This is a genomic window from Eubacterium sp. CAG:156, from assembly GCF_000434315.1.
Lineage (GTDB): Bacteria > Bacillota > Clostridia > Lachnospirales > Lachnospiraceae > Eubacterium_U > Eubacterium_U album.
In genome coordinates, this window is sequence record NZ_FR878137.1 from 1 (window position 1) to 26,764 (window position 26,764).

Consider the following 26,764-nt stretch of genomic DNA (forward strand, 5'->3'; position numbering starts at 1 on the left):
GGGGTTCGAGTCCCCGGTGGCTCACTGACAGGTGTAAGAAATCTTACACCTGTTATTTTTTGAAATGATTTAGCGGGTGTGGCGGAATTGGCAGACGCGCCAGATTTAGGTTCTGGTGGGAGACCGTGCAGGTTCAAGTCCTGTCACCCGCATGAAAAAGGATTGTCGATTGCGACAATCCTTTTTGTTTTTGAAGAATTACTAAAAAATCAAATAAAAAGCTACCTTTAATTAAAAGGAGATATATGGTATTATTTATTATGCTATTCACATGGGATATTAGAATCGAAGAATAAGAAAAGCCAATAGATATGGAGGAGAAAAAGGTGGAAAAAGAATTTAGAGACAAGGTTCTTAGATTTGGATTAATAACATTAGTTATATGCATTTTATTGGAAATTTTTGTGTTTAACTATAAGAGCTTTACGTTGTTGGGAGGTAAATATAATCAAAGGACAATTCCAGTGTCGGAAGCACAGGTTACAGGTGCAAGTGAGAGTAATGGAGTATATACTGCATCGAACAAGGAAATAGCAGTAAAGTTTCCGGTAAATGATTATGTTAAAACGATAAAGTTTAATATGGAATCTGCTGATGGTGGAAAAGAACAAACAGATGTAAGTATCGCATATACAGAAAGCGCACATAGAGACTCAGATAGGTATAGCAATAAAAAGATGAATATAGTTAAATCTATGCCTGAAACAAAATATGCTACTTGTAGTTTTACAGGTGAAACATATACGATTACCATGAAAATAGAATCTGAAGCAAATCAGAGGTATACAATTACAGGTTTGACTATAAATGAAAAAATCCCATTTAAATTTTCTTTTATCAGAGTTTTTATGATATTTATCATAATGGTTTTGGGATATGTATTTGCTAAATATCCAGGACTTGATGGAAGAATGAATCTGAAGAAAAAAAGTCAAAAGGCGGTAGTTATATTTGCAGTAGTTGTATCAGCGTTAACACTTACATTTATTGCAAAAATGTATACAGATGATTTGTTTAAAACAGAAGAAGTTGTGACGAATCAGATAAATCAGGAATTAGTTGATGCGTTTGAAAAAGGACAGGTATCATTGCTTGATCCTGTTCCGCAGGCGTTACTCGATGTGGATAATCCGTATGATTGGACGCAAAGAACGACAATGGGAGAATCATACAAATGGGATCATTTGCTTTATAATGGAAAATATTATTCATATTATGGAATAACAACAGTTTTAACGTTATTTATGCCATATCATAAGATTACGGGAAAATATTTTTCTACGGCCTTAGCGACTTACATTTATAGTATGATAGCGTTGATTTTTATAGCATTAATATATATAAGCGTTGTAAAAAACTGGTTTAAAAAGATTCCGTTTAGGATGACTATAATGGGATTGTTTACAACGTTGATAATTAGTGGAGTTACATTAAATGTTGTAAGACCTAAGTTTTACGAATTAGCATCAGCATCAGGACTTTGCTTTACAGCGATAGGAATGTTCTTTATTATAAACAGTGGAATTTTTCAGAAAAAGAAAATTAAAAAAAGTTTCCTGTTTTTGTCTGCGCTGTTTATGGGATTAGCAGTTCTTGCAAGAGTTACAGCTGTATTTTGGTGCTTCGCATGTGTAATATGGATTTTATATGGATTAATTCAGAACAATAAGCAAAATGGAAAGAATGCAATAGAGATTATCAAATATGTTTTGGCAGCAGGTGTGCCTTATGTTGTATTTGGATTAATTCAAATGTGGTACAATTATGCAAGATTTGGTAGTGTTTTTGATTTTGGAATTCAATATTCATTAACAATAAATGATTTTACTCAGGCAAAATCAACTATTGAATTGGTTATGGTTGCTGTTGTAAATACATTGTTAGTTATACCGACTATTAATTCAACATTTCCGTTCATACATGGTAATTATGACTCAATGCAGCTTAATGGGTATTATTTTGTGGATACACCATGTACAATGGGATTGATTGCAAGAGGACTTCCAATACTTTCAGTTCTATATGCACCGAAACTTGCTAAGAATTTTGATAAAAAAGAGAAGATAAAACTTGCATTGACATGGCTTATACCTGGAATTATATTCCCGTTAATAATGGTTTCAATGACATGGGAAAATGGTTATTCCATAAGATACGGATGTGATTATGCATGGCAGTTTATGATGGCGGGATTGGCAGTTATGTTCTATGTTTGTGGAAATATGAAGAATGAACAACTAAAAAAATGGATATACCGAGTTTTTGTATTATGTACGATATGGGCTGTTATAAGTACGATTGCAGCAAGTATTGCTGTTACACCTGAGAGCACATTAACATATTATGATAATGAAAAAGGTATGAGAATATATTGTCATTTAAGAAATCTAATAATGTTTTGGAACTAAATGATTGTGGTGAAATTAAAAAATTAATGAAAAGCCTCATTAGTATACTTACTTTTAAAAGTTAGCACAAAAAAATCTAACGATTAGAAGCCGGGACATTAATGAGGCTTTTTATTTAGTTAGCACAAAAAAACTAAAAGATATAATTTTTCAAAAAAAAGTGTAACCTGATATGAAATTATCGTGTCTATAGATATATAAGATAAAAATAATAAAACTAATTAGAAAGGGATAAAAATGAATACTAAAAAGAAAAATTATATAGAAGGTTTAGATGCAATGAGAGGAATCGCAATTCTGGGAGTTGTTTTTTATCATTTAATACCAGGCAAATTTCCAGGAGGATTTCTTGGAGTCAATATGTTTTTTGTTTTATCAGGATATTTGATTTATAAAGGGGCAGAATGGGAAGTGACGAATGGAAAATATTCTGTTCAAAAATTTTACATGAAACGGATAAAGAAAATTTTCCCACCATTAATAATTATGATATGCTCGGTGTGTGGAATGTTAGCGATATTTATACCGGAAGTGTTAAAAGGAAAAACAAGTGAAATTATTAGCGTTTTTGGAGGATATAATAATTTGTGGCAAATTCAACAAAATGCATCATATTTTGCCAGAATGAGTAACCAGTCGCCATTTACACATTTATGGGCTATAGCTATAGAAATGCAATTTTATATTGTTTGGCCTGTACTATTTTTCATGATAAAACGTGGTGAAAAGTACTTTTCTAAAAAGAAAACTTTAATAATACTTGCTTTAGTAGTGTTAGTTGGCGGAGCGTGGATGAGTGTTTTGTATAGCCCACAAAATGATGTATCAAGATTATATTACGGGACAGATACAAGAATGTTTTCGCTTTTGATGGGAGTGCTTGTAGCAATTATACAAAATAATTTAAAGCATAGCGAGTCAAAAATAGTTTCATATGCCAAAAACATTTTTTTAGTAATGTTAAGTGTGTTATGCATATGTGGATACTTTATTGTAGAAGGACAGAGCGCATATGTATATTTAGGAGGACTGTTCGTAAATAGTGTTATTTGTGCATTAATTGTTTTACTGATGTCTGGCAGTGGATTTAGTAGAGTAATTGAAAAGAGCCCTCTAACTATTGTTGGAAAGATAAGTTATGAAATATATTTATGGATGTATCCTATTATATTTATCTTTGGATATTATAAGGCAAATTATGGAATCACATCATGGGTAATACAGATATTGTTGATTTTAGGTATTGCAATAGTTCAAAATTGCTTTACAAAACGTTTAAACACCAATCGAATAAGAGGCAAAAAAAATAAATTTGTTAAAAGTTATTTAGCTAAGAGTTATTTATCTGCATGTATAGTTTTGATTATGTGTATTTTGACTGTTAGATGTGACTTGTCAAAGGTATTGAATAGAACATTAATAAAAGCTGATGAAAACAAAGTAGTAAGTGAGATGAAAAATGAAAACAATTATGAGAAAAAAAATAATGACATAGCAAATAATCAAGAACCTGTAACTTTAAAAAATGAACAAGTGAATAATAAAGATTATACTAATGAAAAAAAGAAAAAAACAAAAAAGCAGCAAATTAAAAATGAAAAAATTACAATAATAGGAGATTCTGTATTGTTAGGAGCATCAGCCGAATTGAAAAAAATAAATCCTAATATAATTATTGATGCAAAAGTATCAAGACAGGTATCACAGGCAAAAGATATTGTTAAGAATTTAGAAAGAGAAGGAAAACTAGGAGATATTGTTGTTATTGCATTGGGAACAAATGGAACATTTTCTTCTTCGACAGGAAAAGAATTGATTAAAGCTATTGGTGCAAAGCGACAGATATATTGGGTAAATGTTTTTGGCGAACATTTGCAGTGGCAGGAAGAATCAAATCATATGATTGAAAGCATTGTAAACGAATATAAAAATGTGAATTTAATAGATTGGTCAACATATGGAGAAAGTCATAAGGACTGGTTTGTGAATGATGGAATTCATTTAACAGAATCGGGGTGTAAGGCTTACGCAACGTTGCTATATAATAATATTTTAAATAATATAAATACGGATAACTGAAAATAGATTTTAGTAAGGAAATTAAAATGAAAAATTCGTCAATTAATCAAAAAAAAATAAATGAAATAGTGGATGATGAAGTTATTATCAAACAATTTTTTGAAAGGGATGAAAGAGCAATTGTAAATATAGAACAAAAATATGGTAAATATTGTTATTCAATAGCTTTTAGAATTTTGTTAAATGAAAAAGATACAGAGGAGTGTATAAATGATACATGGCTGAAAGTTTGGGATTCCATACCACCGATAATTCCGGAGATTTTATCAGCGTTTATTGGAAAAATAACAAGAAATCAGGCAATTAATAAATATAAATATGAAAATGCAAGCAAAAGAGTTAATTCAAGAATTGAAAAGACATTAGATGAATTAAATGAGTGCGAAATTCTATTGAATAATAATGTGAGTGAAGAAATGGATAGAAAAGAATTAGAAAATTCAATTAATAAATATCTCGAAAAACTGCCAAAACAAAAAAGACAAATATTTGTACGAAGATATTTTTATTTGGATGAAATAAAAGAAATTGCGGATAGGTTTAATCTTAAAGAGTCGGCAGTAAAAGTGTTATTGCATAGAATGAGAAGAAAATTAAAGAGCTATTTGGAAAATGAAGGATATGAAATATATTAAGGAGAATAGGCATGGACAATAAAAAAGAAAAAATCAGTAATTTAGAATTGCTGGAAGCTATGAGTGGAATTAATGAAAAATATTTAAAAGAGGCAGATTCTTTATGCATTAAAAAAAAGAATTATTGGCATATGGCAGTTGCGGTTGCAGCAGTAATTATATGTACAATAATAATTCCTAATATAAATGAATCAACAGCATATGCTATGCAAAAAATACCTTTTGTAGGTGCATATTTTGAAATGGTCACATTTAGGCAATATAAATTTGATGATGGCAAAAATTATGCAGATATTAATTTGAAAAAAGTGAAAAATAAAACAGAAGATACGGAATTAGAAATTAGAGAAAACGCTGATAAATCTGAAGAAAAAATAAATCAGGATATGAAGAAAAAAACAAATGAACTTATTAAAGAATTTAGAAAACAAGTTGGTGGCTTAGGGTATTCTTCTTTAAAGGTGAATAATACTGTAGTTACAAATTCAATTGATTATTATTGCATTAAGTTGTCAGCATATATGTCTCAGGCAGATGGTTATGAAGTAAACTATTTTTATACAATTGATAAAAAGACAGGACAAGTGATAAAATTAACAGATTTGTTTAAAAAAGATAGTCAATATGTAGATGTAATTACTAAAGATATAAAGAAACAGATGAAAAAGAAAATGAAAGAAAATTCACAGTATAAATATTTTATAGATGAAGAGGAAAAATATACAACATTTGAAAAAATAGATGAAAATCAACAGTTTTATATTAATAATTCAGGTGAATTAGTTATATGTTTTGCAGAAGGAGATGTTGCACCGGCATATATGGGCGCATTAGAGTTTACAATATCACATAAAACAATCCAAAATATTTTGAAATAAATAAAAAAGACTAATGTAATAATAAAAGGATTTATGCAATAATTAAAAAGGTAAAAAATTTTTAGTTATTGCGTTAAATCCTTTTTTTGTTGAGTTGAAAAAATTACAATATTTCTTTGCTCATATTACTGTTATGATACTTTTTGTCATATGTGACATCTTCTCCGAACCATTCAGGTGGAATAAATGAATTGGCATCTTCGATAGAATTAAATTCGACTTCTACCAGTAAACGACCATCAAATATATCGTGGAAAATATCTAACTCAGCTGTTAGAGAATTAAATAGAGGAATGAGATATCGTGTTTTTGTAATAATATTACCATCGGCTTTTGTCAAAAGATGAAAATAACTTTTTTGATTCAGAGGAAGATTATATTCTTCTCTAGACATCATTCCGCTACCTTTATATGTAAGAAAATAATCCTCATCCTGTTTTCTGATTCGAATAACAGGAGAAGTATTTAAATAAGCCTGTTGAATATCGTGGTGTTCATAAGAGTCTAAATTGTCAGGAAGACATTTAGGAATAAATTTGCGTTCTATTTCCATAAAAATACCATTATAACAAATACGTTAATACCTTTCATAAAATATAGTTGTATAACAAAACATTAAATACTAGAATAATATTATCAGTTTGCTATAATAAAGGCAAGAAAAGTACAAATATAAAGAAAGTGATTGTACAGAATAAAACTAATAAAATGATATAGAAAGGAATAAATAACATGAAGAAAATATATGCATTTTTAGCACAGGGATTTGAAGAAACAGAAGCGTTAATGGTAATAGATTTAATGAGAAGAAGCCATACAATTGATGTTGTTACAGTATCCGTAACAGATGAATTAATGGTTGAAAGTTCTCATAAAGTAAATATTAAGGCAGATAAATTAATTAAAGATATTAATTTTGATGAAGGAAACGGAATTTTTCTTCCGGGAGGTATACCGGGCACACCTAATCTTGAGGCATGCGATATGTTGAAACAGGCAATATTAAAATATTATAAGGAAGGCAAGTATCTTACAGCTATATGCGCAGCACCAAGTATATATAGTCATTTGGGCTTACTAAAAGATAAAAGAGCTACATGTCATGGAAGTTTTGAAAAAGAAATGGATTGCAAAGAATATGGTGGAAGCGTAGTTACTGATGGACAGTTTGTTACTGCAAACGGATTAGGAGCAGCATTAGAGATGGGACTTGAAATGGTATCTATATTAGACAGCGAAGAAAAAGCAGGAAGTATTGCTGAAGCAATTCATTTTAATAGATAGTAAATCTGCATAATAAAGAATTGATAAAATGCAATAGTTAAAACACTTAGAAGTTTATAATTTATATAGAGAAAGTTTACAAATAATATTATATAAGTATTAAATAAAAAAATAATAATTGATAAAAAGAGAGTTGAAAAAGTTAATAAAAAAATGATGACAGTATCTTGCATTTATGTTATAATGTTGTACTGCGTATAGGGTGTAGTATGCCCTGTTGCAATCAAAAAGATAGAAAGATGGACACTGACTCATAGTCCATTTTACATATTCAAGGAGGAAATATTAAGATGAGTTTACAAGTTGAAAAGTTAGAAAATAACACTGCAAAGCTTACAATTGAAGTACCTGCTGAAGAGGTTGAAAAGGCTATAGAAAGTGCATACCAGAAATCTAAATCTAAATTCAGCATTCCTGGATTTAGAAAAGGTAAAGTACCTCGTAAGATGATTGAAAAGATGTATGGCGTTGGCGTATTTTATGAAGATGCTGTAAATAGCATGATTCCTGGAGCTTATGCTGATGCTGCAACAGAAAGTGAATTAGAAATCGTTGCTCAGCCTGAAATCGATATCGTACAGATTGAAGCTGGAAAGCCATTTATCTTTACAGCAGAAGTAGTATTAAAACCTGAAGTAGAACTTGGAAAATACAAAGGAATTGAAGTAGAAGCTAAGGATACAACAGTAACAGATGAAGAAGTTGATGCTGAATTAGCAAAGGTTCAGGAACAGAACTCAAGATTAGTTGCTGCAGATGATAAAGAAGTGGAAAATGGAGACCAGGTAACAATCGATTTTGAAGGATTTGTTGATGGTGTTGCATTTGAAGGTGGAAAGGGTGAAGATTATCCATTAACAATTGGATCACATTCATTTATTGACACATTTGAAGATCAGTTAGTAGGAAAGAAAGTAGGAGACGAAGTTGAAGTTAACGTTACTTTCCCAGAACAGTATCAGGCTGAAGAACTTGCAGGAAAACCAGCAATGTTCAAGGTAAATATTAAAGAAATCAAGGTTAAAGAACTTCCTGAATTAGATGATGATTTCGCTCAGGATGTATCTGAATTTGATACACTTGCTGAATACAAGGAAGATGTTAAGAAGAACCTTGAAGAAAAGAAGAAAGAAGAAGCAGAACAGCAGAAAGAAGCTGATGTAATTAAAGCAATCGTTGAAGATGCTAAGATGGACATCCATGAAAAGATGATTAAAGCACAGGCACAGCAGATGGTTGAAGATTTTGCTCAGAGAATACAGTCACAGGGACTTTCTTTTGAACAGTATATGCAGTTTACAGGTTCAACACCTGAAATGTTACTTGAACAGGTGACACCACAGGCTGAAGAAAGAATTAAAGCAAGACTTGTATTAGAAGCAGTTGTTAAGGCTGAAAACATCGAAGTTTCAGATGAAGAATTCGAAAAAGAATTAGAAGAAATGGCTAAACAGTACAATATGGAACTTGATCAGATTAAGCAGTTCACAACAGATGCTGATAAAGAGACAATTAAGAAAGATATCGCAGTACAGAAGGCTGCTAAGTTAGTAGTTGACGCTGCAAAATAAATAACAGAAACAGGAGGTATGGCACATGAGTTTAGTACCTTACGTCATTGAACAGACTAGCCGAGGCGAACGTTCATATGACATTTATTCAAGATTATTAAAAGACAGAATTATATTTCTTGGTGAAGAGATTAATGATGCTGTAGCAAGTATAGTTGTAGCACAGTTATTATTCCTTGAATCCGAGGACCCAAGTAAAGATATCCATCTTTATATTAACAGTCCGGGAGGATCAGTTACTGCAGGAATGGCTATATATGATACAATGAAATACATCAAGTGTGATGTTGAAGTTACATGTATCGGTATGGCAGCAAGTATGGGCGCATTCCTTTTATCAAGCGGTACAAAAGGAAAACGTTACGCACTTCCTAATGCAGAAATTATGATTCACCAGCCACTTGGTGGTGCTCAGGGACAGGCAACTGAAATTCAGATTGCTGCAGAGCATATTTTAAAAACAAAGAAAAAGTTAAATGAAATTTTAGCTAGCAATTCAGGTCAGCCACTTGAGGTTGTGGAAGCTGATACAGACAGAGATAATTGGATGACAGCGAAAGAAGCTCAGGAATATGGTTTGATTGATAAGGTTATTGAAACAAGATAGCATGTAATTTATAAGGCACCGCATTAGTGGTGCCTTATTGTTAAAATTAGAAAGAGGTTATGATGGCAGGTAAAAATTTTGATGATAGCAATGTACGCTGCTCATTCTGTGGTAAATCTCAGTATCAGGTAAAGAGACTGATTGCAGGCCCGGAAGGAGTATATATATGTGACGAATGTGTAGAGACTTGCGCAGAAATTGTTGAAGAAGAGGTATACCAGGCGCAGGATAGTGCTGTTACAGATGACATCAACTTACTTAAACCAAAAGAAATAAAAGAATTTTTGGATTCATATGTTATAGGACAGGATGATGCAAAAAAAGTTCTTTCAGTAGCTGTATACAATCATTATAAGAGAGTATTGGCCGGAAATGATTTGGATGTAGAATTACAGAAATCAAACATTCTTATGTTAGGACCAACAGGTTCCGGAAAGACATATTTAGCACAGACTTTAGCAAAAATTCTTAATGTACCGTTTGCAATTGCTGATGCAACTACTTTGACAGAAGCAGGATATGTTGGAGAAGATGTAGAAAATATATTACTTAAACTTATTCAGGCAGCGGATTATGATATTGAAAAAGCACAATATGGAATTGTCTATATTGATGAAATAGATAAAATAACAAAGAAATCTGAAAATGTATCAATCACTAGAGATGTTTCAGGTGAAGGTGTGCAACAGGCATTACTTAAGATTTTAGAGGGAACAGTAGCAAGTGTACCACCTCAGGGAGGAAGAAAACATCCACATCAGGAATTGCTTCAGATTGATACAACAAATGTTTTGTTCATCTGTGGAGGAGCATTTGATGGATTAGAAAAAATTATTGAAAACAGAATGGATCAGAAAGCAATTGGTTTTAATTCTGAAATAACAGATAATACTGAAATGAATAACGATGCGTTATTTGGCGAAGTAATGCCACAGGATTTGGTTAAATTTGGAATTATTCCTGAGTTTATAGGACGTGTGCCTGTAACAGTTGCATTAAAATCATTAGACGAAAATGCATTAGTGGAAATTTTAACAAAACCCAAAAATGCGATTGTAAAACAGTACGAAAAGTTATTTGAACTTGATGGAGTAAAATTAACATTTACGGATGAAGCTTTAAAGACAATTGCTAAAAAGTCGTTTGAAAGAAAGACAGGGGCAAGAGGATTGCGAGCAATTATGGAGCAAACAGTATTAGATGTAATGTATGAAACACCTTCAGATGAAACAATCGAGGAATGCATTATTAATGAAGATGTAGTAAACCAGTTAGCAGATCCTGAGTTAAAGTACAAAAATAATTTGGATGCGAAAATAAAAAGAGCAAATAAGAAAGCAAAGAACGAACAGATTCAACCAGCTTAATGTAAGGGAGTAGAAATGCCAGACGAAATGTTAAATTTGCCGGTAATACCACTTAGAGGATTAACAATATTACCGGGAACGACAGTTCATTTTGACGTCAGCAGAAAACAGTCTATTGCAGCAGCGAATGAAGCTGTGACGACAGGCGAAAAATTATTTGTAGTAACACAAAAAGACCCGGTGGTAGACGCACCGGGTTTTGATGACGTTTATAAAGTAGGAACTGTTGTTGAAGTAAAACAACTTAATAAGATGCCTGACCGGATAGTGCGTGTGATGGTTGAAGCAAAAGAAAGAGGAATAATTCATTCTTACAATGAAGAAAATTCATGTATTAAAGGCGATATTGAAATAATTAAAGAGCCGAATGAAAAAATTATTCAGGTTAGAGAAATTGCATTATTAAGAGAACTTAAGGATGAATTAGCACTTTATGATGGTATTAATCATGAATTGACACCTGTTGGAATAAAAAATATTGATAATCAGGAGTCATTAAGTGGTACAATGCTTCAGATTATTATGAGAATCCGAATGGATTTTAAAACAAAGCAGAAATATTTAGAGGCAAATACACTACTTGAAAGATATGAAGTGATTTTGTCATTTTTCAGTATTGAAAATGAAATAAGTCAGGTAAAAGCTGAAATTATAGAAAAAGTTAAAACAAATATAGATAAAAATCAGCGAGAACATATTTTAAGAGAACAAATGAGAGTCATCAGGGATGAACTTGGCGAAAATGATGCTACGTCAGATATTGACGAGATGATTGAAAAAACTAAAAAGTTAAATGCTGATGATGAAATAAAAGAAAAAATATTAAAAGAAATAAAAAGATTACGTATGTCAGCGGGTAATCCGGCAGATAGTAATGTATTAAGAAATTATATTGAAACTATGTTGGATATGCCATGGAATAACTGCACACAAGAAAATCAAAATGTAGAAGATGCTGAGAAAATTTTAAACAGAGATCATTATGGACTTACAGATGTAAAGGAAAGGATGCTCGAATTTCTATCTGTAAGGGTTTTAACAAAAGATAAAGGCGAAAGTCCAATTGTTTGCTTAGTAGGGCCTCCGGGTACAGGTAAGACATCAATTGCGCGCTCAATTGCAGAGGCATTAAATAAAAAATATGTCCGTATATGTTTAGGAGGAGTTACAGACGAGTCTGAGATAAGAGGACACAGGAAAACATATGTTGGAGCTATGCCTGGTAGAATTGCAACTGCTATCAGACAGGCAAATACAGCTAATCCTCTTATTTTACTTGATGAAATTGACAAATTAGGTCAAAGTATTCATGGTGATCCGGCAGCAGCAATGTTAGAGGTGTTAGATTCAGAACAAAATTCTAAATTCAGAGACAATTATTTGGAAGTGCCTTTGGATTTATCGAAAGTAATGTTTATTGCAACAGCTAATGATTTGTCAACTGTTCCAAGACCGCTTTTAGACAGAATGGAAATAGTTGAAGTATCAAGTTATACAGATAATGAAAAATTCCATATTGCTAAAGAGCATTTAATTCAGAAAGAATTAGAGCAAAATGGTTTGAAAAGATCACAACTTACAATATCTGATGAAGCAATAAATAAAATTATAAAATATTATACAAAAGAAGCAGGTGTCAGAAGTCTTGACAGAACAATTGCAAAAATTTGCAGAAAAGCAGCTAAGATAATAGTTGGAAAAGAAAAGAAAAGTATTAAAGTAACATCGAAAAATATTACTAAATATTTAGGAAAAGAAAAATTCCGCCAGGATGAAGCAAATGAAAAGAATGAAATTGGAATTGTTAGAGGACTTGCATGGACTAGTGTAGGTGGAGACACATTACAGATAGAAGTAAATACAATGCCTGGAAAAGGAATACTGGTTTTAACCGGAAATCTAGGCGATGTTATGAAAGAGTCAGCACAGATTGCGCTTAGTTATGCAAAAAGTGTTGCCAAAGAATATGGCGTTGACAGTAAATTCTTTAAAGAGAATGATATACATATGCATATTCCGGAAGGTGCAGTTCCAAAAGATGGACCATCAGCGGGTATAACTATGTCAACAGCAATAGTTTCAGCTATTGCAAATATTCCTGTAGACAGATATTTAGCAATGACAGGTGAGGTTACTCTTAGAGGAAAGGTTCTTCCTATAGGTGGACTTAAAGAAAAATTGTTGGCAGCAAAAGATGCGGGAATGAAAAAAGTACTTGTGCCGGTGAAAAATAAAACTGACGTAGAAGAATTCTCAACTGAAATTACTGATAGATTAAAAATAGTATATGTTTCAGAAATGACTGAAGTATTGAAACAGGCGTTAGTTAAATAATAACGACATATAAATAGAAAGGTAAATCAACATGATAATAAAGAGTGTAGAATTAGAAAAAGTTTGTGGAGTTACAAGCGTAATTCCGGACAATGATAAACCTGAAATAGCTTTTGCCGGTAAATCAAATGTAGGTAAATCATCATTGATAAATGCGTTAATGAATAGAAAATCATTGGCTAGAACATCTTCACAGCCTGGAAAAACACAAACAATTAATTTCTATAATATTAATGATGAATTATATTATGTTGATTTGCCCGGATATGGATATGCAAGTGTATCAAAAGAAGTTAAGGCAAAATGGGGAAAGTTAATTGAAAGATATTTGAGAAACTCTAAGCAGTTACAATGTGTGTTCTTATTGGTAGATATTAGACATGCACCGTCAACTAATGATGTAGAAATGTATGAATGGATCTTGGCAAATGGGTTCTATCCGATTATTATTGCAACAAAGCTGGACAAAATAAAAAGAAGCCAGGTTCAGAAAAATGTAAAGATAATTAAGGAAAAACTTAACGTGGAACCGGGAACAATTATTATTCCTTTTTCAGCTCAGACAAAACAGGGAAGAGATGAAATATGGGATATCATAGATCAGATTACAAAGGAGTAGATAAGAAATGGCAATGGATTCGGCTACATTGTATAAATTAATGATTTTATACATGCTTAATAAGGTTGATTTTCCGTTAACAAATTCACAGATTTCAGAATTTTTCTTAGAAAATGAGTATACGAATTACTTTTCATTACAGGAATCGATAAATGAGTTATGCGAAAATAATTTCGTGTTTTCGGATACAGTAAGAAATACATCATATTATCATTTAACATCAGAAGGAAGAGAAAGTTTAAAATTTTTTGAAAATAAAATTCCTAATGCAATAATTGATGATATGGATACTTTTTTGATAACAAATAAGTATGAACTTAGAAATGAAGTCGGAACAGTTTCTGACTATTATAGAGTAAATGATGGAGATTATATTGTGCATTGTCAGGTAAATGAAGATGCAAGTACATTAATTGAAATAAATCTGACTGTACCAAATAAAGAAAGCGCTGCAAAAATGTGTGCTAAATGGAAAGATGCAAGTCAGGAAATATATGAAATGGTTATAACAAAACTGACGAAATAGCCTTTGGCTATTTTGTCAGTTTTGTTGTAAAGAAAAAATAATGTATATCATGTTCATATGAATTATACGCTAAAAAGACTATGAATTAAAATGAGTAGTGAATAAAAATAGGTATTAAATTTGTATAGACTATAAATAAAAATGTATAATAATTTGAAACGATGTTAATTGATGCACTTAAGACAAAAAGAGAGAAAGGAATAGTAATTATTTAAATAGAAAGACAACTACAAATAAAAACAAAGAGTTGGTTGTAAAGAAAATTAATAATTAGATGGTAATAGAGAGATGGATAAAAAAGGAATATTAGAATTAAAAAGAAGAATGACAAAAGATGGCTGTACATTTACAAAAATGACAGGATGTTATGTGGATGGAGAAAAAAATAAGATTGTAAATATAGATGAAAATTTCTTGGGATTAGAGGAAGAAGAATTTTATAAATACCTTGAAATTGCCAAGAAAACATTGTCAGGTACAATAGGCAATAATTTAATGGAATATGAATTTCCATTAGCTGAAGAGGAACCGGGAGGACATCAGCAAAGTCTTATGGCAATTAAGTCAAGTCAGTTAAAGAATGAAGAAATGCTTGAGTCATTTTATGATATGGTAATAGAAAATTATGAACATACAGGAAATTATCTAATTTTATTATTCCATGATGTTTATGATGTAATGACAAAAACAACAGACAATAATAAGTTAGATGAGTCAGAAGAGATATTTGAATATATCATATGCTCAATATGTCCTGTGGCTTTAAGTAAACCGGGACTTGGATACAGAAAAGACGAGAATAGAATTGGAACAGTAGACAGGGACTGGATTGTCGGACTTCCGGAAAGCGGATTTTTATTTCCGGCATTTACAGATAGAAGTACGGATATACATAATGTTATGTTCTATTCAAAGGATGCAAAAGAACCACATAAAGAATTGGTAAATAATATTTTAGGATGTGAAAGCAAACATACAAATGCAGAAAAACAGGTTATTTTTAATAATTTGTTATTAGAGCATGTACCTGAAGATGACCATAAAGAGGTGTTAATTAAAGTTAATGAAAATTTGGCAGATGTAATAGAAGAAAAACCGGAAGAAAAATTAACAGAAGAAGTTGTTGCGCAGGTTATTACTGAAAGTGGCGTAATGGGAAGTGTTGCGCAGAGTATCGCGGAAGAATTTGTGCATACATTAGGTGAAGAATTACCTGAAGCAGAAAATATTGTTGACCAAAAAATTGTGAAACAAAGTGCTGAGAAGAAGGAAAAGATTGAACTTACAGCAAAAGTGGAAGAACTTACAGCAAAGTTAGAAGAAGCAAATGAAACTATTGCAAATAGCACAATTAACAATGACGAAGAAGAAACACAGGAGACAGATGATAATGAAATTTTTGTAAGAGTTTCAGGTGATAAGAAAGATGAAATAAGAACCCAATTAATTGAAGGACAAAAGTGCATTGTGATTCCTGTATCGGAAGAAGATAACATAAATATTGTGAAGCGTTAAAATTTTTAAAGAGCACAATATCATTCAGAGTTTATAATCTTACTTCATTAAAATGATTATAAAAGAGGAGTTGCAATTACATAAAAGATCTACTGATAAAAAGGAGGAGAAGTGAAAAAATTATCTGCATATATATGGAAAAATAAACTTAGATATATTTTGGCAATAGGCTCGATGATTCTTGCAGTAAGTCTTGATTTAATGTCACCGCAGCTTACAAAACATATTATTGATGATGTTATTGTAGGTGGACAGATAGGCAAATTAAAATATTTACTTGCAGGAATTTTGGCAATAGGCGTAGGAAGAGCGGTATTTCAATATATAAAAGAATATACATTTGACTGCTTAGGTTCTGATATAGCAAGTTCTATGCGAAAAGATTTATTTATACATACACAGAAATTGAGCCAGGATTTCTTTGATAGAACGGATACCGGTGAATTGATGTCAAGAATTAAGGATGACGTTGATAAAATCTGGGATGGATTAAGCTATGTAAGTATGCTGTTGATTGAAGTGGTAATACATACATCAATAGTATTATTTTGCATGTATACAACAAACGTTAAACTTGCGATTATACCTACAGTAGCCATGATTTTTTGTGGATGTATTGCTTTAATTATGGAAAGAAAACTAGGAGCAGTGTATGAGGAAATAAGCGAAGAAAATGCCGAGTTAAATACTGTTGCGGAAGAAAATCTTGCAGGAGTCAGAACAGTTAAGGCATTTGCCAGAGAAAAATATGAAATAGAAAAATTTCTGAATCATAACAACAGATATTATGAATTGAATATGAAGCAGTCAAAAGTATTTGTAAAATATTATCCTTATTTTTCTGTAGTAACAAAAATTTTACCGCTATTAACATTACTCGCAGGCGGGAAAATTGTTATTGATGGAAGAATGTCTTTGGGACAATTGGCTGCAATGGTAGAATATTCAAATAATATAGTGTGGCCGATGGAAATGCTTGGATGGCTTACAAATAGTTTCTCATCAGCAATTGCATCTAATAGAAAATTAAAGAAAATTTATAATGAAGTACCAACAATCAAAGAAAAAGAAAATCCTATAATTCTTGATGAGGTTAAGGGTAAGATTACTTTTGACCATGTGGCATATGGAAAAGAAGGAAAACATATATTAAGAGATGTTTCTTTTGAAGTACAACCTGGAGAAACACTTGGAATTATGGGAGAAACCGGGTCGGGAAAATCTACAATAATTAATCTTATGTCAAGATTTTATGATGCTGATAAAGGAAAAATATGTCTTGATGATGTTGACATAAGGGATATGAAACTAAGTCAGGTAAGAGAAAGTATTTCTCAGGTTATGCAGGATGTATTTTTATTTTCCGACACAATAGCTGAAAATATCAAACTTGGTAAAAAGGACTACATAAGTGAGGAAGAAGTAGAGATAGCTTCAAATAATGCACAGGTAAGTGAATTTGCTACTAAAATGAAAAATAAATATAATACTGTAATAGGTGAAAGAGGTGTTGGACTGTCGGGAGGACAGAAGCAGAGAATCAGCATAGCGAGAGCATTTGCAAAGAAAAATCCAATACTGATATTAGATGATTCTACATCAGCACTGGATATGGAAACAGAGCAACAGATTCAGGAAGCATTAAGGAAATTAGATGGTGTTACAAAGGTTATAATAGCCCATAGAATTAGTGCTGTAAAAAATGCTGATGAAATTATAATTCTCAAAGATGGAATTATCGCCGAGAGAGGAAAGCATCAGCAGTTGTTAGAAAAACATGGCCTTTATTATGAAACATATCAATCTCAATATGGTGATGTAGAAGGGGGTGAAGTGAATGGCTTATAATTCATATAAAGAAGATGAAAAAAGCGTAGAAAAGAGTAAACTTCAAACTCTTAAAAGATTGCTTTTGTATTTGTTAAAATACAAGTGGACAATAGTGTTAGTTTTGATACTTATGGGATATTGTGTAGTTGTAAGTTTAATAAACCCTCTAATAATTGAGTCAGCAATAGATAATCATATTGGAAATAAAGACTATATAGGCTTATACAAATTATTAATTATAGCGTTAATTATCAATTTAATTGCAACATTTGCCATTAAACTTAGAATGTATATAATGGCTAAAATGTGTAATCAAATATTACTTACAATTAGGCAGGAATTATATACTCATATACAAAAACTTGGATTTAAGTTCTTTGATAGTAGACCTACAGGAAAAATATTATCTAGGATTATCGGAGATATAAATTCCTTAAAAGATGTTCTGTCAAATTGTGTAACAACATTAATACCTGATTTTATTACAGTATGTGCAGTTGTTATTATTATGTTTTCTAAGAATCCAAAACTTGCAGTAGCAGCACTTATAAGTACACCTTTTATGGCAATTGCAATAACAATGATACAGGTTAAGGCTCATCCAAGATGGCAGACTTTTAGAAAAAAATCTTCTAATTTAAATGCGTTTTTGCATGAAGATATGTCGGGAATGAAAATAATTCATAGTTTTACTGCTGAAAAAGAAACAGAAGAAACATTTGATGAGTTACTAAATGAACATAAATCATCATTCAGATCAGCTGTAAGATTAAGTGACTGTTTTGGTTCTGTTATTGATTTCTCATGGGGATTTGGATGTGTTGCATTATATTTTATAGGAATTGTTGTATTGAAAGATGAAAATATTTCTGTAGGTACATTTTTGGCATTTGGAACATATATTAATATGTTTTGGCAGCCTATTAATAATTTAAGCAATTTCTATAATCAGATAACAACAAATATTGCAGGAGCAGAAAGAATATTTGAAATTTTAGATACAAAGCCTGAAATAGAGGATGAGAAAGGTGTTGTCGATTTACCTGATATAAAGGGTGAAGTTACATTTGACCATGTTACATTTGGATATGATGAAGAAAAAGTATTAGATGATGTAAGCTTTGTTATTAAACCGGGAGAAACGATAGCGATAGTTGGACCTACAGGAGCAGGAAAATCAACTATAATAAATCTTATCAGTAGATTTTATGATGCAAATGAAGGAAGAGTGTTGTTAGATGGTTATGATGTAAAAGATGTTTCAATAGAAAGCCTTAGAAAACAGGTTGGAACAATGACGCAGGAAAATTTTATTTTTTCAGGAACTGTCAAAGATAACATAAGATATGGAAAATTAGATGCAACAGATGAAGAAATAATCGAAGCTGCTAAAGCTGTTAATGCTCATGAATTTATAATGAAGCTTGATAAAGGCTATGATACTGAGTTGTTAGAGCGTGGTGGAGGATTATCTATAGGTCAGAAACAGATTTTGGCATTGGCAAGAACAATGGTTTCAAAACCTAAAATACTTATACTTGATGAAGCAACTTCAAGTATAGACACAAAAACAGAATTAATAGTTCAAAAAGGGATTGATAAATTGTTGAGTGGAAGAACTTCTTTTGTAATTGCACACAGATTATCTACAATAAAGAGAGCAGATAGAATATTTGTTGTTGATAATGGAAAGATAATAGAAGAGGGAAATCATAGACAATTATTGGAAAAGAAAGGTGCATATTATAATTTGTATATGGCACAGTTCAACATATAACACGAATTGCTACGTTCTTCGAACTCTCGCAATTCTACAAAATATTCGAAAACCACCCTATCGGGCTATTTTCTCATATTTTGGCGATTCATAAAAAAGACTGCGTTTTCATGCAAGCATGAACGCAGTCTTTTTTTGAATCTGGTGTTATATGTTTTCTTTTACGGCTTTGCTTACTACTTCGGCAACTTCAGGATTGAAGGCTTCAGGTAAAATAAAGTTTTCGCTTAACTGGTCATCAGGAACGAGAGAAGCAATTGCATTAGCAGCAGCTAATTTCATTTCTTCAGTAATCTGCTTTGCACGACCTTCAAGAGCACCCTTGAAAATTCCAGGGAAGGCAACAACATTGTTAACCTGATTTGGAAAATCAGAACGTCCTGTACCAACGACTCTTGCACCTGCTTCTTTAGCAAGGTCAGGCATAATTTCAGGTGTAGGATTTGCCATTGCAAATATAATAGCGTCTTTGTTCATTGAAGAAACCATTTCCTTAGTTACGATGTTTGGAGCTGATACACCAATAAATATATCTGCACCAACCATTGCATCGGCAAGAACACCATTTTTTCCTTCAAGGTTAGTTACCTGAGCCATTTCCTTTTGAGCCCAGTTTAAATCTTTAACATCATCTGATAATATTCCGTATAAACCGCATATTGTAAGATCTTTAAAACCATATTTTAATAATAATTTTGAAATTGCAATACCGGCAGAACCATCACCATTTACAACTACCTTACAATCTTCTTTTTTCTTTCCGACAACTTTTAAAGCGTTGATAATACCGGCAAGAACAACGATTGCTGTTCCGTGCTGATCATCATGGAAAACAGGAATGTCTAATAATTCTTTAAGTTTACTTTCTATTTCAAAACATCTTGGAGCAGAAATGTCTTCAAGATTAATACCACCGAATCCGGGAGCAATTCTAACAACAGTGTCAATGATTTCCTGTGTATCCTGTGTGTCAAGACAAATTGGAACGGCATTTACATCACCAAATTCTTTAAAAAGAACAGCTTTACCTTCCATAACAGGCATGGCAGCGTAAGGACCAATATTTCCTAAACCTAAAACAGCACTTCCGTCTGAAACTACGGCTACTGTATTTGCCTTCATTGTGTATTTATAAACATCTTCCGGATTGTTAGCAATTTCAACACAAGGTTTAGCAACACCCGGTGTATATGCAATTGATAAATCCTCACGTGTTTTGATTTTACATTTTGCTTCTGTACTGATTTTACCTACTAAATCAGCGTGGAGCTTTAAAGCTTTTTCATCTGTTGTCATAATAACCTCCGAATATAATATAAATAGTAATAAATGTATATTTTAAACATATACATAAAAGCAGGTGTCTGAAGTATAGTAGTTAAAAATACATTTAAACACCTATTTATAAGCATAACACATTTTTAAAAATTACACTATTATTTTTAAAAAAGATGTGTTAATATAAAAACAGAATCTAGACTCAAGTGGGGTTCCCACACATTTCCCGGATTTAATAATAAATATTGAACAGATAGATAGTGAAAGGACTGGTGCATTTATGAGAGAAAAGTTGCAGTCATTACCAGTGAGCGAATTACGAGCCATTGCAAAGGAAAATGGGATTAAAAGTGTAACAAAGTTAAGAAAACAGCAGTTAGTAGATATGATTTTGGAAGTGAATGAGCGAAATCAGAAAAAGCAGACTGAAGCTGCCAAAAAAGAAGAAGTTAATAATGATAACAAAGAAAATATACAGGTAGCAGAAGTAAGTACTGAAGAAAAAGAAGATAAGCCTGAAAAGGAAGTAAAGAAAAAAAAGTCAGAAAATAAAGAAAAAAATTCAGAAAGTAATAAAGAGTTAAAGACAGAGAAAAAGAATTCACATAAATCAGAAGGAAAGACTGAACATAGAATAATAAAAACACATTCTAAAAATGAAAATAAACTGGTACAGAAGGTGCAAAAAACTGAAAAGAGAGATCCTCAGCCAACAGATGAAGGAGATTTTAAATCAGGAATACTTGAAGTTATGCCGGATGGATTTGGATTTATCAGATGTGATAACTATATGCCTGGAGATGATGATGTTTATGTGGCACCATCACAGATTAAAAGATTTAATTTGAAAACAGGAGATATATTAGAAGGAAAAGTAAGAGCAAAGAGAGAATCAGAAAAGTTTGGAGCTCTTTATTATTTAGATAAAGTAAATGATGAACCATTGGAAAAAGTTATTTCCAGACCAAATTTTGAAGATTTAACGCCTATATTCCCTAATAACAGACTTCATTTGGAAACACCATCTGAAAATATGGCAATGAGAATAGTTGATATTATCAGCCCAATTGGAAAGGGACAAAGAGGAATGATTGTGTCTCCACCAAAAGCAGGTAAGACAACCCTTTTAAAACAGGTAGCAAAATCAATTCAGACTAATAATCCTGAAATGAAAATGATTATTTTATTAATAGATGAAAGACCTGAAGAAGTTACAGATATAAAAGAAGCAATTGAAGGCGAGAATGTAGAGGTAATTTATTCTACATTTGATGAATTACCTGAGCATCATAAACGTGTTTCGGAAATGGTAATCGAAAGAGCAAAAAGATTAGTTGAACATGGAAATGATGTAATAATTTTATTGGATAGTATTACAAGACTTGCAAGAGCATACAACATGACTGTACCGCCAAGTGGAAGAACTTTATCAGGTGGTTTGGATCCGGCAGCACTTCATATGCCAAAGAGATTCTTTGGTGCTGCAAGAAATATGCGAGAAGGCGGAAGCCTGACAATTCTTGCTACAGCATTAGTAGATACAGGAAGTAAGATGGATGATGTTGTATATGAAGAATTTAAGGGAACAGGTAATATGGAATTGGTTCTTGATAGAAAATTATCTGAGAAGAGAGTATTCCCGGCTATTGATATAATTAAGTCAGGTACAAGAAGAGAAGATTTATTATTAGATAGTGAAGAATTAGGAGCATCTTATGTAATAAGAAAAGAAATTAATGGAATGAAGAAAGAAGAAGCGGCAGAAAGAATAATTAATTTATTCTATAGAACAAAAAATAATAAAGAATTTATTTCAAAAATTTCAAAAATAAAAAATAATGATGGACCAACAAATTCAACAGGTGCTCACAGATTCACGTAATTTTTGTCGAATCATTATAAAATAAAGTGACATTTAATAAAAAAAGGTTGCTAATAGTAAAAGCATATGCTATAATGACTAGGCTATTGAGTTAAGACGGATTGGCGTTGCCAATAAGCATAAAATTTAATTTAAGGAAATGAAGAGGTGAATGTAATGAGAGAAGGAATCCATCCAGATTACCAGCAGGCAACCGTTACATGTAACTGTGGTAACACATTCGTAACAGGTTCAACTAAGTCAGATATTCATGTTGAAATTTGTTCAGCATGTCATCCATTCTACACAGGACAGCAGAAAGCAGTTTCAGCTCGTGGTAGAATTGATAAGTTTAATAAGAAATATGGTATTCAGTAAGTATTAAGGATAACAGGTTGGGAATTTTTGTTCTCAACCTATTTTCTTATGTAAAGATATGCAGGTTAGAAGCATAATCTGATTATGAAAATAGGGATATTTAATATTTTTATTTGTGCGATTATAATGAATGAGGACATTTATGAAAAATAAAAATAAATTAGGTTCTTCCGGAATAGGAGGACAGGCAGTTATAGAAGGAATTATGATGAGAAATAAGGACTGGTATTCTGTAGCTGTAAGAAAAAGTGATAATACAATTGAGGTAGAAAAGAAGCAATATAAAAGTGCTTCACAGAAAAACAAAATTTTGGGAGCTCCTTTTATCAGAGGAGTATTTAGTTTTATTGATTCCCTAGTGCTTGGAATAAAATCTCTTACATATTCAGCATCTTTTTTTGAAGATGATGATGAAACAGAAGAAGAGCCTGGCAAATTAGAATTGTGGCTTATTAATAAATTTGGTGAGAAAGCTGAGAATGTAATAATGGGATGTGTAGTAGCAGTTTCTATTATATTTTCAGTATTAATATTTATGATGTTACCGTTATTTATAGCGGATATGTTTGAAAGATTTGTTCCGGGAATAGGAAGCAGACAGGTTCCAGTAATAGAAGGAATAGCCAAGATGGTTATTTTTATCGGATATATGCTGTTAATATCATTAATGAAAGACATAAGAAGGACATTTATGTATCATGGAGCAGAGCATAAATGTATTAACTGTATTGAAAATGGGAAAATATTAACTGTAGAAAATGTAAGAGAAAGTTCAAGATTTCACAAAAGATGTGGAACAAGTTTTATGTTGATAGTTTTGATAATTAGTATTTTGTTCTTTATCTTCATTCGTTCGGATGTAGTTTGGATTAAATATACAATAAGATTAATTCTAATACCTGTAATTGCAGGTGTTTCATATGAGATTATCAGATTAGCGGGTAGTAGCGATAATTTTATTGTTAATTTAATAAGTAAACCCGGAATATGGATGCAGAAAATAACAACTAAAGAACCAACTGATGATATGATTGAAGTTGCAATTAAGGCAGTTGAGGAAGTATTTGACTGGAAAGATTATTTGAAAAGCAATGGAATAGAAGTTTTGGATGAAATTTCAGGAGAAGAAGATGTCAACTGAATTTGAATTAAAAGATTTGATAAAAGATGGAATAGAAAAATTGCAGAAAGCATCTGATTTGGATGCAACTGTTGATGCGTGGCTTTTAGCAGAAGAAGTTTTAGGGATTACAAGAGTACAGTATTTTATCAATCCTCAAAGATTAGTTAATAAAGAGGATGCAGATAAGTTTTTTAAATTTATAGATATGCGTTGTAATAAGATTCCTTTACAGCACATAACCGGTAAGCAGGAATTTATGGGATTATCATTTAATGTGAATGAAGATGTATTGATTCCAAGACAGGATACGGAACTTTTAGTTGAAAGGGTTTTAAATTATTTAAAACAAAAGATTCAAGGCAAGAAAGTTAAAGTATTAGATATGTGTACCGGCTCAGGATGCATAGCGATTTCAATAAAAAAACTTGCAGAAAATGTAGATGTGACAGCAGTAGATTTGTCCCCAAAAGCATTAAAAGTTGCAATTGATAATGCAAAGCAGTTAGATGCAAAAGTTACATTTATTGAATCAGATTTATTTGAAAATGTATCAGGTAAATATGATATAATTGTATCTAATCCGCCGTACATAAGCAAAAGTGATATTGAAACGCTTATGGAAGAAGTAAAAAATCATGAACCGATGATGGCTTTAGATGGTGATGAAGACGGATTGATATTTTATAAAAAAATATCGGAAAAGTTAAATGAATATTTGTCAGATGACGGGATGATTTTTTATGAGATTGGTTATGATCAGGGAAAAACAGTTCCCGATATTTTGAAACAGTATAATTTTAAAGATATTAATGTATATAAAGATTTGTCAGGAAATGACAGAGTTGTGATTGCGAGAAAAGGAGAAGAAAATGTTTGATAAATTAGATGGTATATTGGAAAGATTTGATGAAATATTAGAAATGTTAAACGATCCAAGCGTGGCAAATGACCAGAATAATTTTAGAAAATTAATGAAAGAGCAAAGCGACTTAGCACCAATTGTTGAAGCGTATAAGACATATAAACAGGCTAAGCAGGATGTTGAAGACAGTCTTTTAATTCTTGATGAAGAAAATGACGAAGATATGCGTGAATTAGCTAAAGAAGAATTAAATGAAGCTAAAGCAAAAGTTGAAGAAATGGAACAGCAGTTAAAGATTTTACTTTTACCAAAGGATGAGAATGATGATAAAAACGTTGTTGTAGAAATCCGTGGCGGCGCAGGTGGAGATGAAGCTGCGTTATTTGCTGCTGAACTTTACAGAATGTATTGTATGTATGCAGAAAAGAATCGTTGGAAAACAGAAATGATTTCTTTAAACGAAAATGGTTTAGGTGGATTTAAAGAAGTTGTATTTATGATTAACGGTCAGGGTGCATATTCTAAGTTGAAATATGAAAGTGGAGTACATCGTGTACAGAGAATTCCGGTAACTGAATCAGGTGGAAGAATTCATACATCAACAGCAACTGTTGCAATTATGCCTGAAGCAGAAGAAGTAGATGTAGAAATCGATATGAATGATTGTAAATTTGATGTGTTTAGAGCATCAGGAAATGGTGGTCAGTGTGTAAATACAACTGACTCAGCTGTACGACTTACACATATTCCAACAGGAATTGTTATTTCATGTCAGGATGAAAAATCACAGTTAAAAAATAAGGATAAAGCACTTAAAGTATTAAGAGCAAGATTATACGAACTTGAACTTCAAAAGAAGCAGGATGCTGAATCAGCAGCAAGAAGAAGTCAGGTAGGAACCGGTGACCGTTCAGAAAAAATAAGAACTTACAATTTCCCACAGGGAAGAGTAACAGATCATAGAATTAAGTTTACATCACATAGATTAGATGAAATAATGAATGGAAATCTTGATGAAATAATCGATAACTGTATAGCAGCAGATCAGGCAGCAAAGCTTAGCAATATGGAAAATGAAGGATAAATTTTTTATGAGCCATCGAAAGATGGCTCATATTTATATAAAAAGTGAGGGTAGAATTATGCAGATGACAACTCTTTGTTATATAGAAAATGATGAAAAATATTTGATGCTTCATCGTGTAAAAAAGAAAGAAGATATTAATAAAAACAAGTGGATAGGAGTAGGTGGACATGCTAACGAATGGGAATCACCGGAAGAATGTCTTGTAAGAGAGGTAAAAGAGGAAACAGGACTAACACTTACTTCTTACAAATTTAGAGGAATCATAACATTTATCAGTAACGAATGTGAATCAGAAACTATGTGCCTATTCACTGCGGATAAGTTTACAGGAAATATAATTGAATGCGATGAGGGAGAACTTAAATGGGTAGATAAAAAAGAAGTACCTAATTTGCCAACATGGGAAGGGGATGCAGTATTCTTGAAATTGTTATTAGAAGATGAAAAAAGATTCTTTTCATTAAAATTAGTATATGAAGGGGATAAATTAAAAGAAAAAAATATAGTGTTTTATTAAAAGAGTCATAAACTGAAAAATCAAAATAACGATATAAATCGTAAATTAAAATATTTGATTTGTTCGTTGTTAAAGTATAGAGAGATAATTTAATTATGGGGTATAAAAAATAAATAACAGAGAAGATATAATTAAATATTGGATATTTATAAAAATGGAATAGTTGGAGGAATTGCAAGAATAGTGTTGGTCTTTTTTGAAAGGCTCTGTCACAACAAATGGTTGATT

22 protein-coding genes and 1 tRNA gene are annotated in these 26,764 nt (G+C 31.7%); 21 read left to right on the plus strand and 2 right to left on the minus strand.

Translation table 11 applies throughout. The features are described from left to right. Positions 1–72: 72 nt before the first annotated feature. The 5 genes from ABMA45_RS02045 to ABMA45_RS02065 all read left to right on the plus strand — a co-directional run bounded on the left by ABMA45_RS02045 (position 73) and on the right by ABMA45_RS02065 (position 6,000). A tRNA-Leu gene (locus ABMA45_RS02045) sits at positions 73–152 on the plus strand. A 174-nt stretch (positions 153–326) separates the two neighbouring features. Then, a complete protein-coding gene (locus ABMA45_RS02050) occupies positions 327–2,408 on the plus strand; it encodes a hypothetical protein (RefSeq protein ID WP_022088219.1) in 2,082 nt (693 codons plus the stop codon). Positions 2,409–2,645: 237 nt separating this feature from the next. Continuing rightward, entirely contained in the window at positions 2,646–4,487 is a 1,842-nt protein-coding gene (locus tag ABMA45_RS02055) for an acyltransferase family protein (protein ID WP_022088220.1), read from the plus strand. Positions 4,488–4,513: 26 nt separating this feature from the next. After that, positions 4,514–5,122 (plus strand): RNA polymerase sigma factor, encoded by a 609-nt coding sequence (locus ABMA45_RS02060; RefSeq protein ID WP_022088221.1) that lies wholly within the window; start codon positions 4,514–4,516, stop codon positions 5,120–5,122. 11 nt (positions 5,123–5,133) lie between these two features. Continuing rightward, positions 5,134–6,000, plus strand: a complete 867-nt coding sequence (locus tag ABMA45_RS02065; RefSeq protein ID WP_022088222.1) for an RsiV family protein — start codon at positions 5,134–5,136, stop codon at positions 5,998–6,000. A gap of 103 nt (positions 6,001–6,103) precedes the next feature. On the opposite strand, the gene ABMA45_RS02070 is transcribed toward ABMA45_RS02065, so the two are convergent. Then, entirely contained in the window at positions 6,104–6,553 is a 450-nt protein-coding gene (locus ABMA45_RS02070) for a CYTH domain-containing protein (protein ID WP_022088223.1), read from the minus strand. 179 nt (positions 6,554–6,732) lie between these two features. Here ABMA45_RS02070 and ABMA45_RS02075 point away from each other — a divergent pair, with 179 nt between their 5' ends. The 10 genes from ABMA45_RS02075 to ABMA45_RS02120 all read left to right on the plus strand — a co-directional run bounded on the left by ABMA45_RS02075 (position 6,733) and on the right by ABMA45_RS02120 (position 19,430). After that, positions 6,733–7,284, plus strand: coding sequence for a DJ-1 family glyoxalase III (locus tag ABMA45_RS02075; RefSeq protein WP_022088224.1), 552 nt, complete (start codon positions 6,733–6,735; stop codon positions 7,282–7,284). A 290-nt stretch (positions 7,285–7,574) separates the two neighbouring features. Next, the gene (gene tig, locus ABMA45_RS02080) at positions 7,575–8,855 is read left to right on the plus strand and encodes a trigger factor (RefSeq protein WP_022088225.1); all 1,281 of its coding nucleotides are present in this window, start codon (positions 7,575–7,577) and stop codon (positions 8,853–8,855) included. 25 nt (positions 8,856–8,880) lie between these two features. Beyond that, entirely contained in the window at positions 8,881–9,462 is a 582-nt protein-coding gene (gene clpP, locus ABMA45_RS02085; RefSeq protein ID WP_022088226.1) for an ATP-dependent Clp endopeptidase proteolytic subunit ClpP, read from the plus strand. A gap of 62 nt (positions 9,463–9,524) precedes the next feature. Further along, positions 9,525–10,829, plus strand: coding sequence for an ATP-dependent Clp protease ATP-binding subunit ClpX (gene clpX / locus ABMA45_RS02090; protein ID WP_022088227.1), 1,305 nt, complete (start codon positions 9,525–9,527; stop codon positions 10,827–10,829). Positions 10,830–10,844: 15 nt separating this feature from the next. After that, positions 10,845–13,163 (plus strand): endopeptidase La, encoded by a 2,319-nt coding sequence (gene lon, locus ABMA45_RS02095; protein ID WP_022088228.1) that lies wholly within the window; start codon positions 10,845–10,847, stop codon positions 13,161–13,163. Between the two features lie 31 nt (positions 13,164–13,194). After that, entirely contained in the window at positions 13,195–13,782 is a 588-nt protein-coding gene (gene yihA / locus ABMA45_RS02100) for a ribosome biogenesis GTP-binding protein YihA/YsxC (protein WP_022088229.1), read from the plus strand. A 7-nt stretch (positions 13,783–13,789) separates the two neighbouring features. Further along, a complete protein-coding gene (locus ABMA45_RS02105) occupies positions 13,790–14,308 on the plus strand; it encodes a DUF4364 family protein (RefSeq protein ID WP_022088230.1) in 519 nt (172 codons plus the stop codon). A gap of 288 nt (positions 14,309–14,596) precedes the next feature. Next, a complete protein-coding gene (locus ABMA45_RS02110; RefSeq protein WP_022088231.1) occupies positions 14,597–15,823 on the plus strand; it encodes a DUF4317 domain-containing protein in 1,227 nt (408 codons plus the stop codon). Between the two features lie 111 nt (positions 15,824–15,934). After that, complete coding sequence (locus ABMA45_RS02115) at positions 15,935–17,671, plus strand: ABC transporter ATP-binding protein (protein WP_022088232.1); 1,737 nt, start codon at positions 15,935–15,937, stop codon at positions 17,669–17,671. Further along, positions 17,661–19,430, plus strand: a complete 1,770-nt coding sequence (locus ABMA45_RS02120; RefSeq protein WP_022088233.1) for an ABC transporter ATP-binding protein — start codon at positions 17,661–17,663, stop codon at positions 19,428–19,430. The genes ABMA45_RS02115 and ABMA45_RS02120 overlap by 11 nt, the downstream gene beginning before the upstream one ends. A 147-nt stretch (positions 19,431–19,577) precedes the next feature. Here the strand turns inward: ABMA45_RS02120 and ABMA45_RS02125 are convergent, their stop codons facing one another. Then, on the minus strand, positions 19,578–20,726 hold the full coding sequence (locus ABMA45_RS02125) for an NAD(P)-dependent malic enzyme (RefSeq protein WP_022088234.1): 1,149 nt from the start codon (positions 20,724–20,726) through the stop codon (positions 19,578–19,580). A gap of 262 nt (positions 20,727–20,988) precedes the next feature. Between ABMA45_RS02125 and rho the strand changes: the two genes are divergently transcribed. From rho to ABMA45_RS02155, 6 genes are all read left to right on the plus strand, one after another. Then, a complete protein-coding gene (gene rho, locus ABMA45_RS02130; protein ID WP_022088235.1) occupies positions 20,989–22,590 on the plus strand; it encodes a transcription termination factor Rho in 1,602 nt (533 codons plus the stop codon). Between the two features lie 156 nt (positions 22,591–22,746). Beyond that, positions 22,747–22,947: a 50S ribosomal protein L31 gene (gene rpmE / locus ABMA45_RS02135; RefSeq protein ID WP_022088236.1), complete on the plus strand. Its 201-nt coding sequence runs from the start codon at positions 22,747–22,749 to the stop codon at positions 22,945–22,947. Positions 22,948–23,089: 142 nt separating this feature from the next. Further along, on the plus strand, positions 23,090–24,088 hold the full coding sequence (locus ABMA45_RS02140; RefSeq protein ID WP_022088237.1) for a DUF1385 domain-containing protein: 999 nt from the start codon (positions 23,090–23,092) through the stop codon (positions 24,086–24,088). After that, complete coding sequence (gene prmC / locus ABMA45_RS02145; RefSeq protein ID WP_022088238.1) at positions 24,078–24,947, plus strand: peptide chain release factor N(5)-glutamine methyltransferase; 870 nt, start codon at positions 24,078–24,080, stop codon at positions 24,945–24,947. Before ABMA45_RS02140 ends, prmC begins: the two co-directional genes overlap by 11 nt. Beyond that, entirely contained in the window at positions 24,940–26,016 is a 1,077-nt protein-coding gene (prfA, locus tag ABMA45_RS02150) for a peptide chain release factor 1 (protein ID WP_022088239.1), read from the plus strand. The genes prmC and prfA overlap by 8 nt, the downstream gene beginning before the upstream one ends. Before the next feature lie 58 nt (positions 26,017–26,074). Continuing rightward, the gene (locus ABMA45_RS02155; protein WP_347994673.1) at positions 26,075–26,536 is read left to right on the plus strand and encodes an NUDIX hydrolase; all 462 of its coding nucleotides are present in this window, start codon (positions 26,075–26,077) and stop codon (positions 26,534–26,536) included. Positions 26,537–26,764 lie beyond the last annotated feature (228 nt).

What these genes read in the sequence shown, in the direction of transcription:
- ABMA45_RS02125 (WP_022088234.1), bottom strand. Translation starts at nt 20,726, where the DNA reads ATGACAACAGATGAAAAAGCTTTAAAGCTCCACGCTGATTTAGTAGGT.
- lon (WP_022088228.1), top strand. Translation starts at nt 10,845, where the DNA reads ATGCCAGACGAAATGTTAAATTTGCCGGTAATACCACTTAGAGGATTA.
- ABMA45_RS02065 (WP_022088222.1), top strand. Translation starts at nt 5,134, where the DNA reads ATGGACAATAAAAAAGAAAAAATCAGTAATTTAGAATTGCTGGAAGCT.
- clpP (WP_022088226.1), top strand. Translation starts at nt 8,881, where the DNA reads ATGAGTTTAGTACCTTACGTCATTGAACAGACTAGCCGAGGCGAACGT.
- ABMA45_RS02055 (WP_022088220.1), top strand. Translation starts at nt 2,646, where the DNA reads ATGAATACTAAAAAGAAAAATTATATAGAAGGTTTAGATGCAATGAGA.
- prfA (WP_022088239.1), top strand. Translation starts at nt 24,940, where the DNA reads ATGTTTGATAAATTAGATGGTATATTGGAAAGATTTGATGAAATATTA.
- clpX (WP_022088227.1), top strand. Translation starts at nt 9,525, where the DNA reads ATGGCAGGTAAAAATTTTGATGATAGCAATGTACGCTGCTCATTCTGT.
- prmC (WP_022088238.1), top strand. Translation starts at nt 24,078, where the DNA reads ATGTCAACTGAATTTGAATTAAAAGATTTGATAAAAGATGGAATAGAA.
- ABMA45_RS02075 (WP_022088224.1), top strand. Translation starts at nt 6,733, where the DNA reads ATGAAGAAAATATATGCATTTTTAGCACAGGGATTTGAAGAAACAGAA.
- ABMA45_RS02110 (WP_022088231.1), top strand. Translation starts at nt 14,597, where the DNA reads ATGGATAAAAAAGGAATATTAGAATTAAAAAGAAGAATGACAAAAGAT.
- yihA (WP_022088229.1), top strand. Translation starts at nt 13,195, where the DNA reads ATGATAATAAAGAGTGTAGAATTAGAAAAAGTTTGTGGAGTTACAAGC.
- rho (WP_022088235.1), top strand. Translation starts at nt 20,989, where the DNA reads ATGAGAGAAAAGTTGCAGTCATTACCAGTGAGCGAATTACGAGCCATT.
- ABMA45_RS02120 (WP_022088233.1), top strand. Translation starts at nt 17,661, where the DNA reads ATGGCTTATAATTCATATAAAGAAGATGAAAAAAGCGTAGAAAAGAGT.
- ABMA45_RS02140 (WP_022088237.1), top strand. Translation starts at nt 23,090, where the DNA reads ATGAAAAATAAAAATAAATTAGGTTCTTCCGGAATAGGAGGACAGGCA.
- rpmE (WP_022088236.1), top strand. Translation starts at nt 22,747, where the DNA reads ATGAGAGAAGGAATCCATCCAGATTACCAGCAGGCAACCGTTACATGT.
- ABMA45_RS02105 (WP_022088230.1), top strand. Translation starts at nt 13,790, where the DNA reads ATGGCAATGGATTCGGCTACATTGTATAAATTAATGATTTTATACATG.
- ABMA45_RS02060 (WP_022088221.1), top strand. Translation starts at nt 4,514, where the DNA reads ATGAAAAATTCGTCAATTAATCAAAAAAAAATAAATGAAATAGTGGAT.
- ABMA45_RS02070 (WP_022088223.1), bottom strand. Translation starts at nt 6,553, where the DNA reads ATGGAAATAGAACGCAAATTTATTCCTAAATGTCTTCCTGACAATTTA.
- tig (WP_022088225.1), top strand. Translation starts at nt 7,575, where the DNA reads ATGAGTTTACAAGTTGAAAAGTTAGAAAATAACACTGCAAAGCTTACA.
- ABMA45_RS02155 (WP_347994673.1), top strand. Translation starts at nt 26,075, where the DNA reads ATGCAGATGACAACTCTTTGTTATATAGAAAATGATGAAAAATATTTG.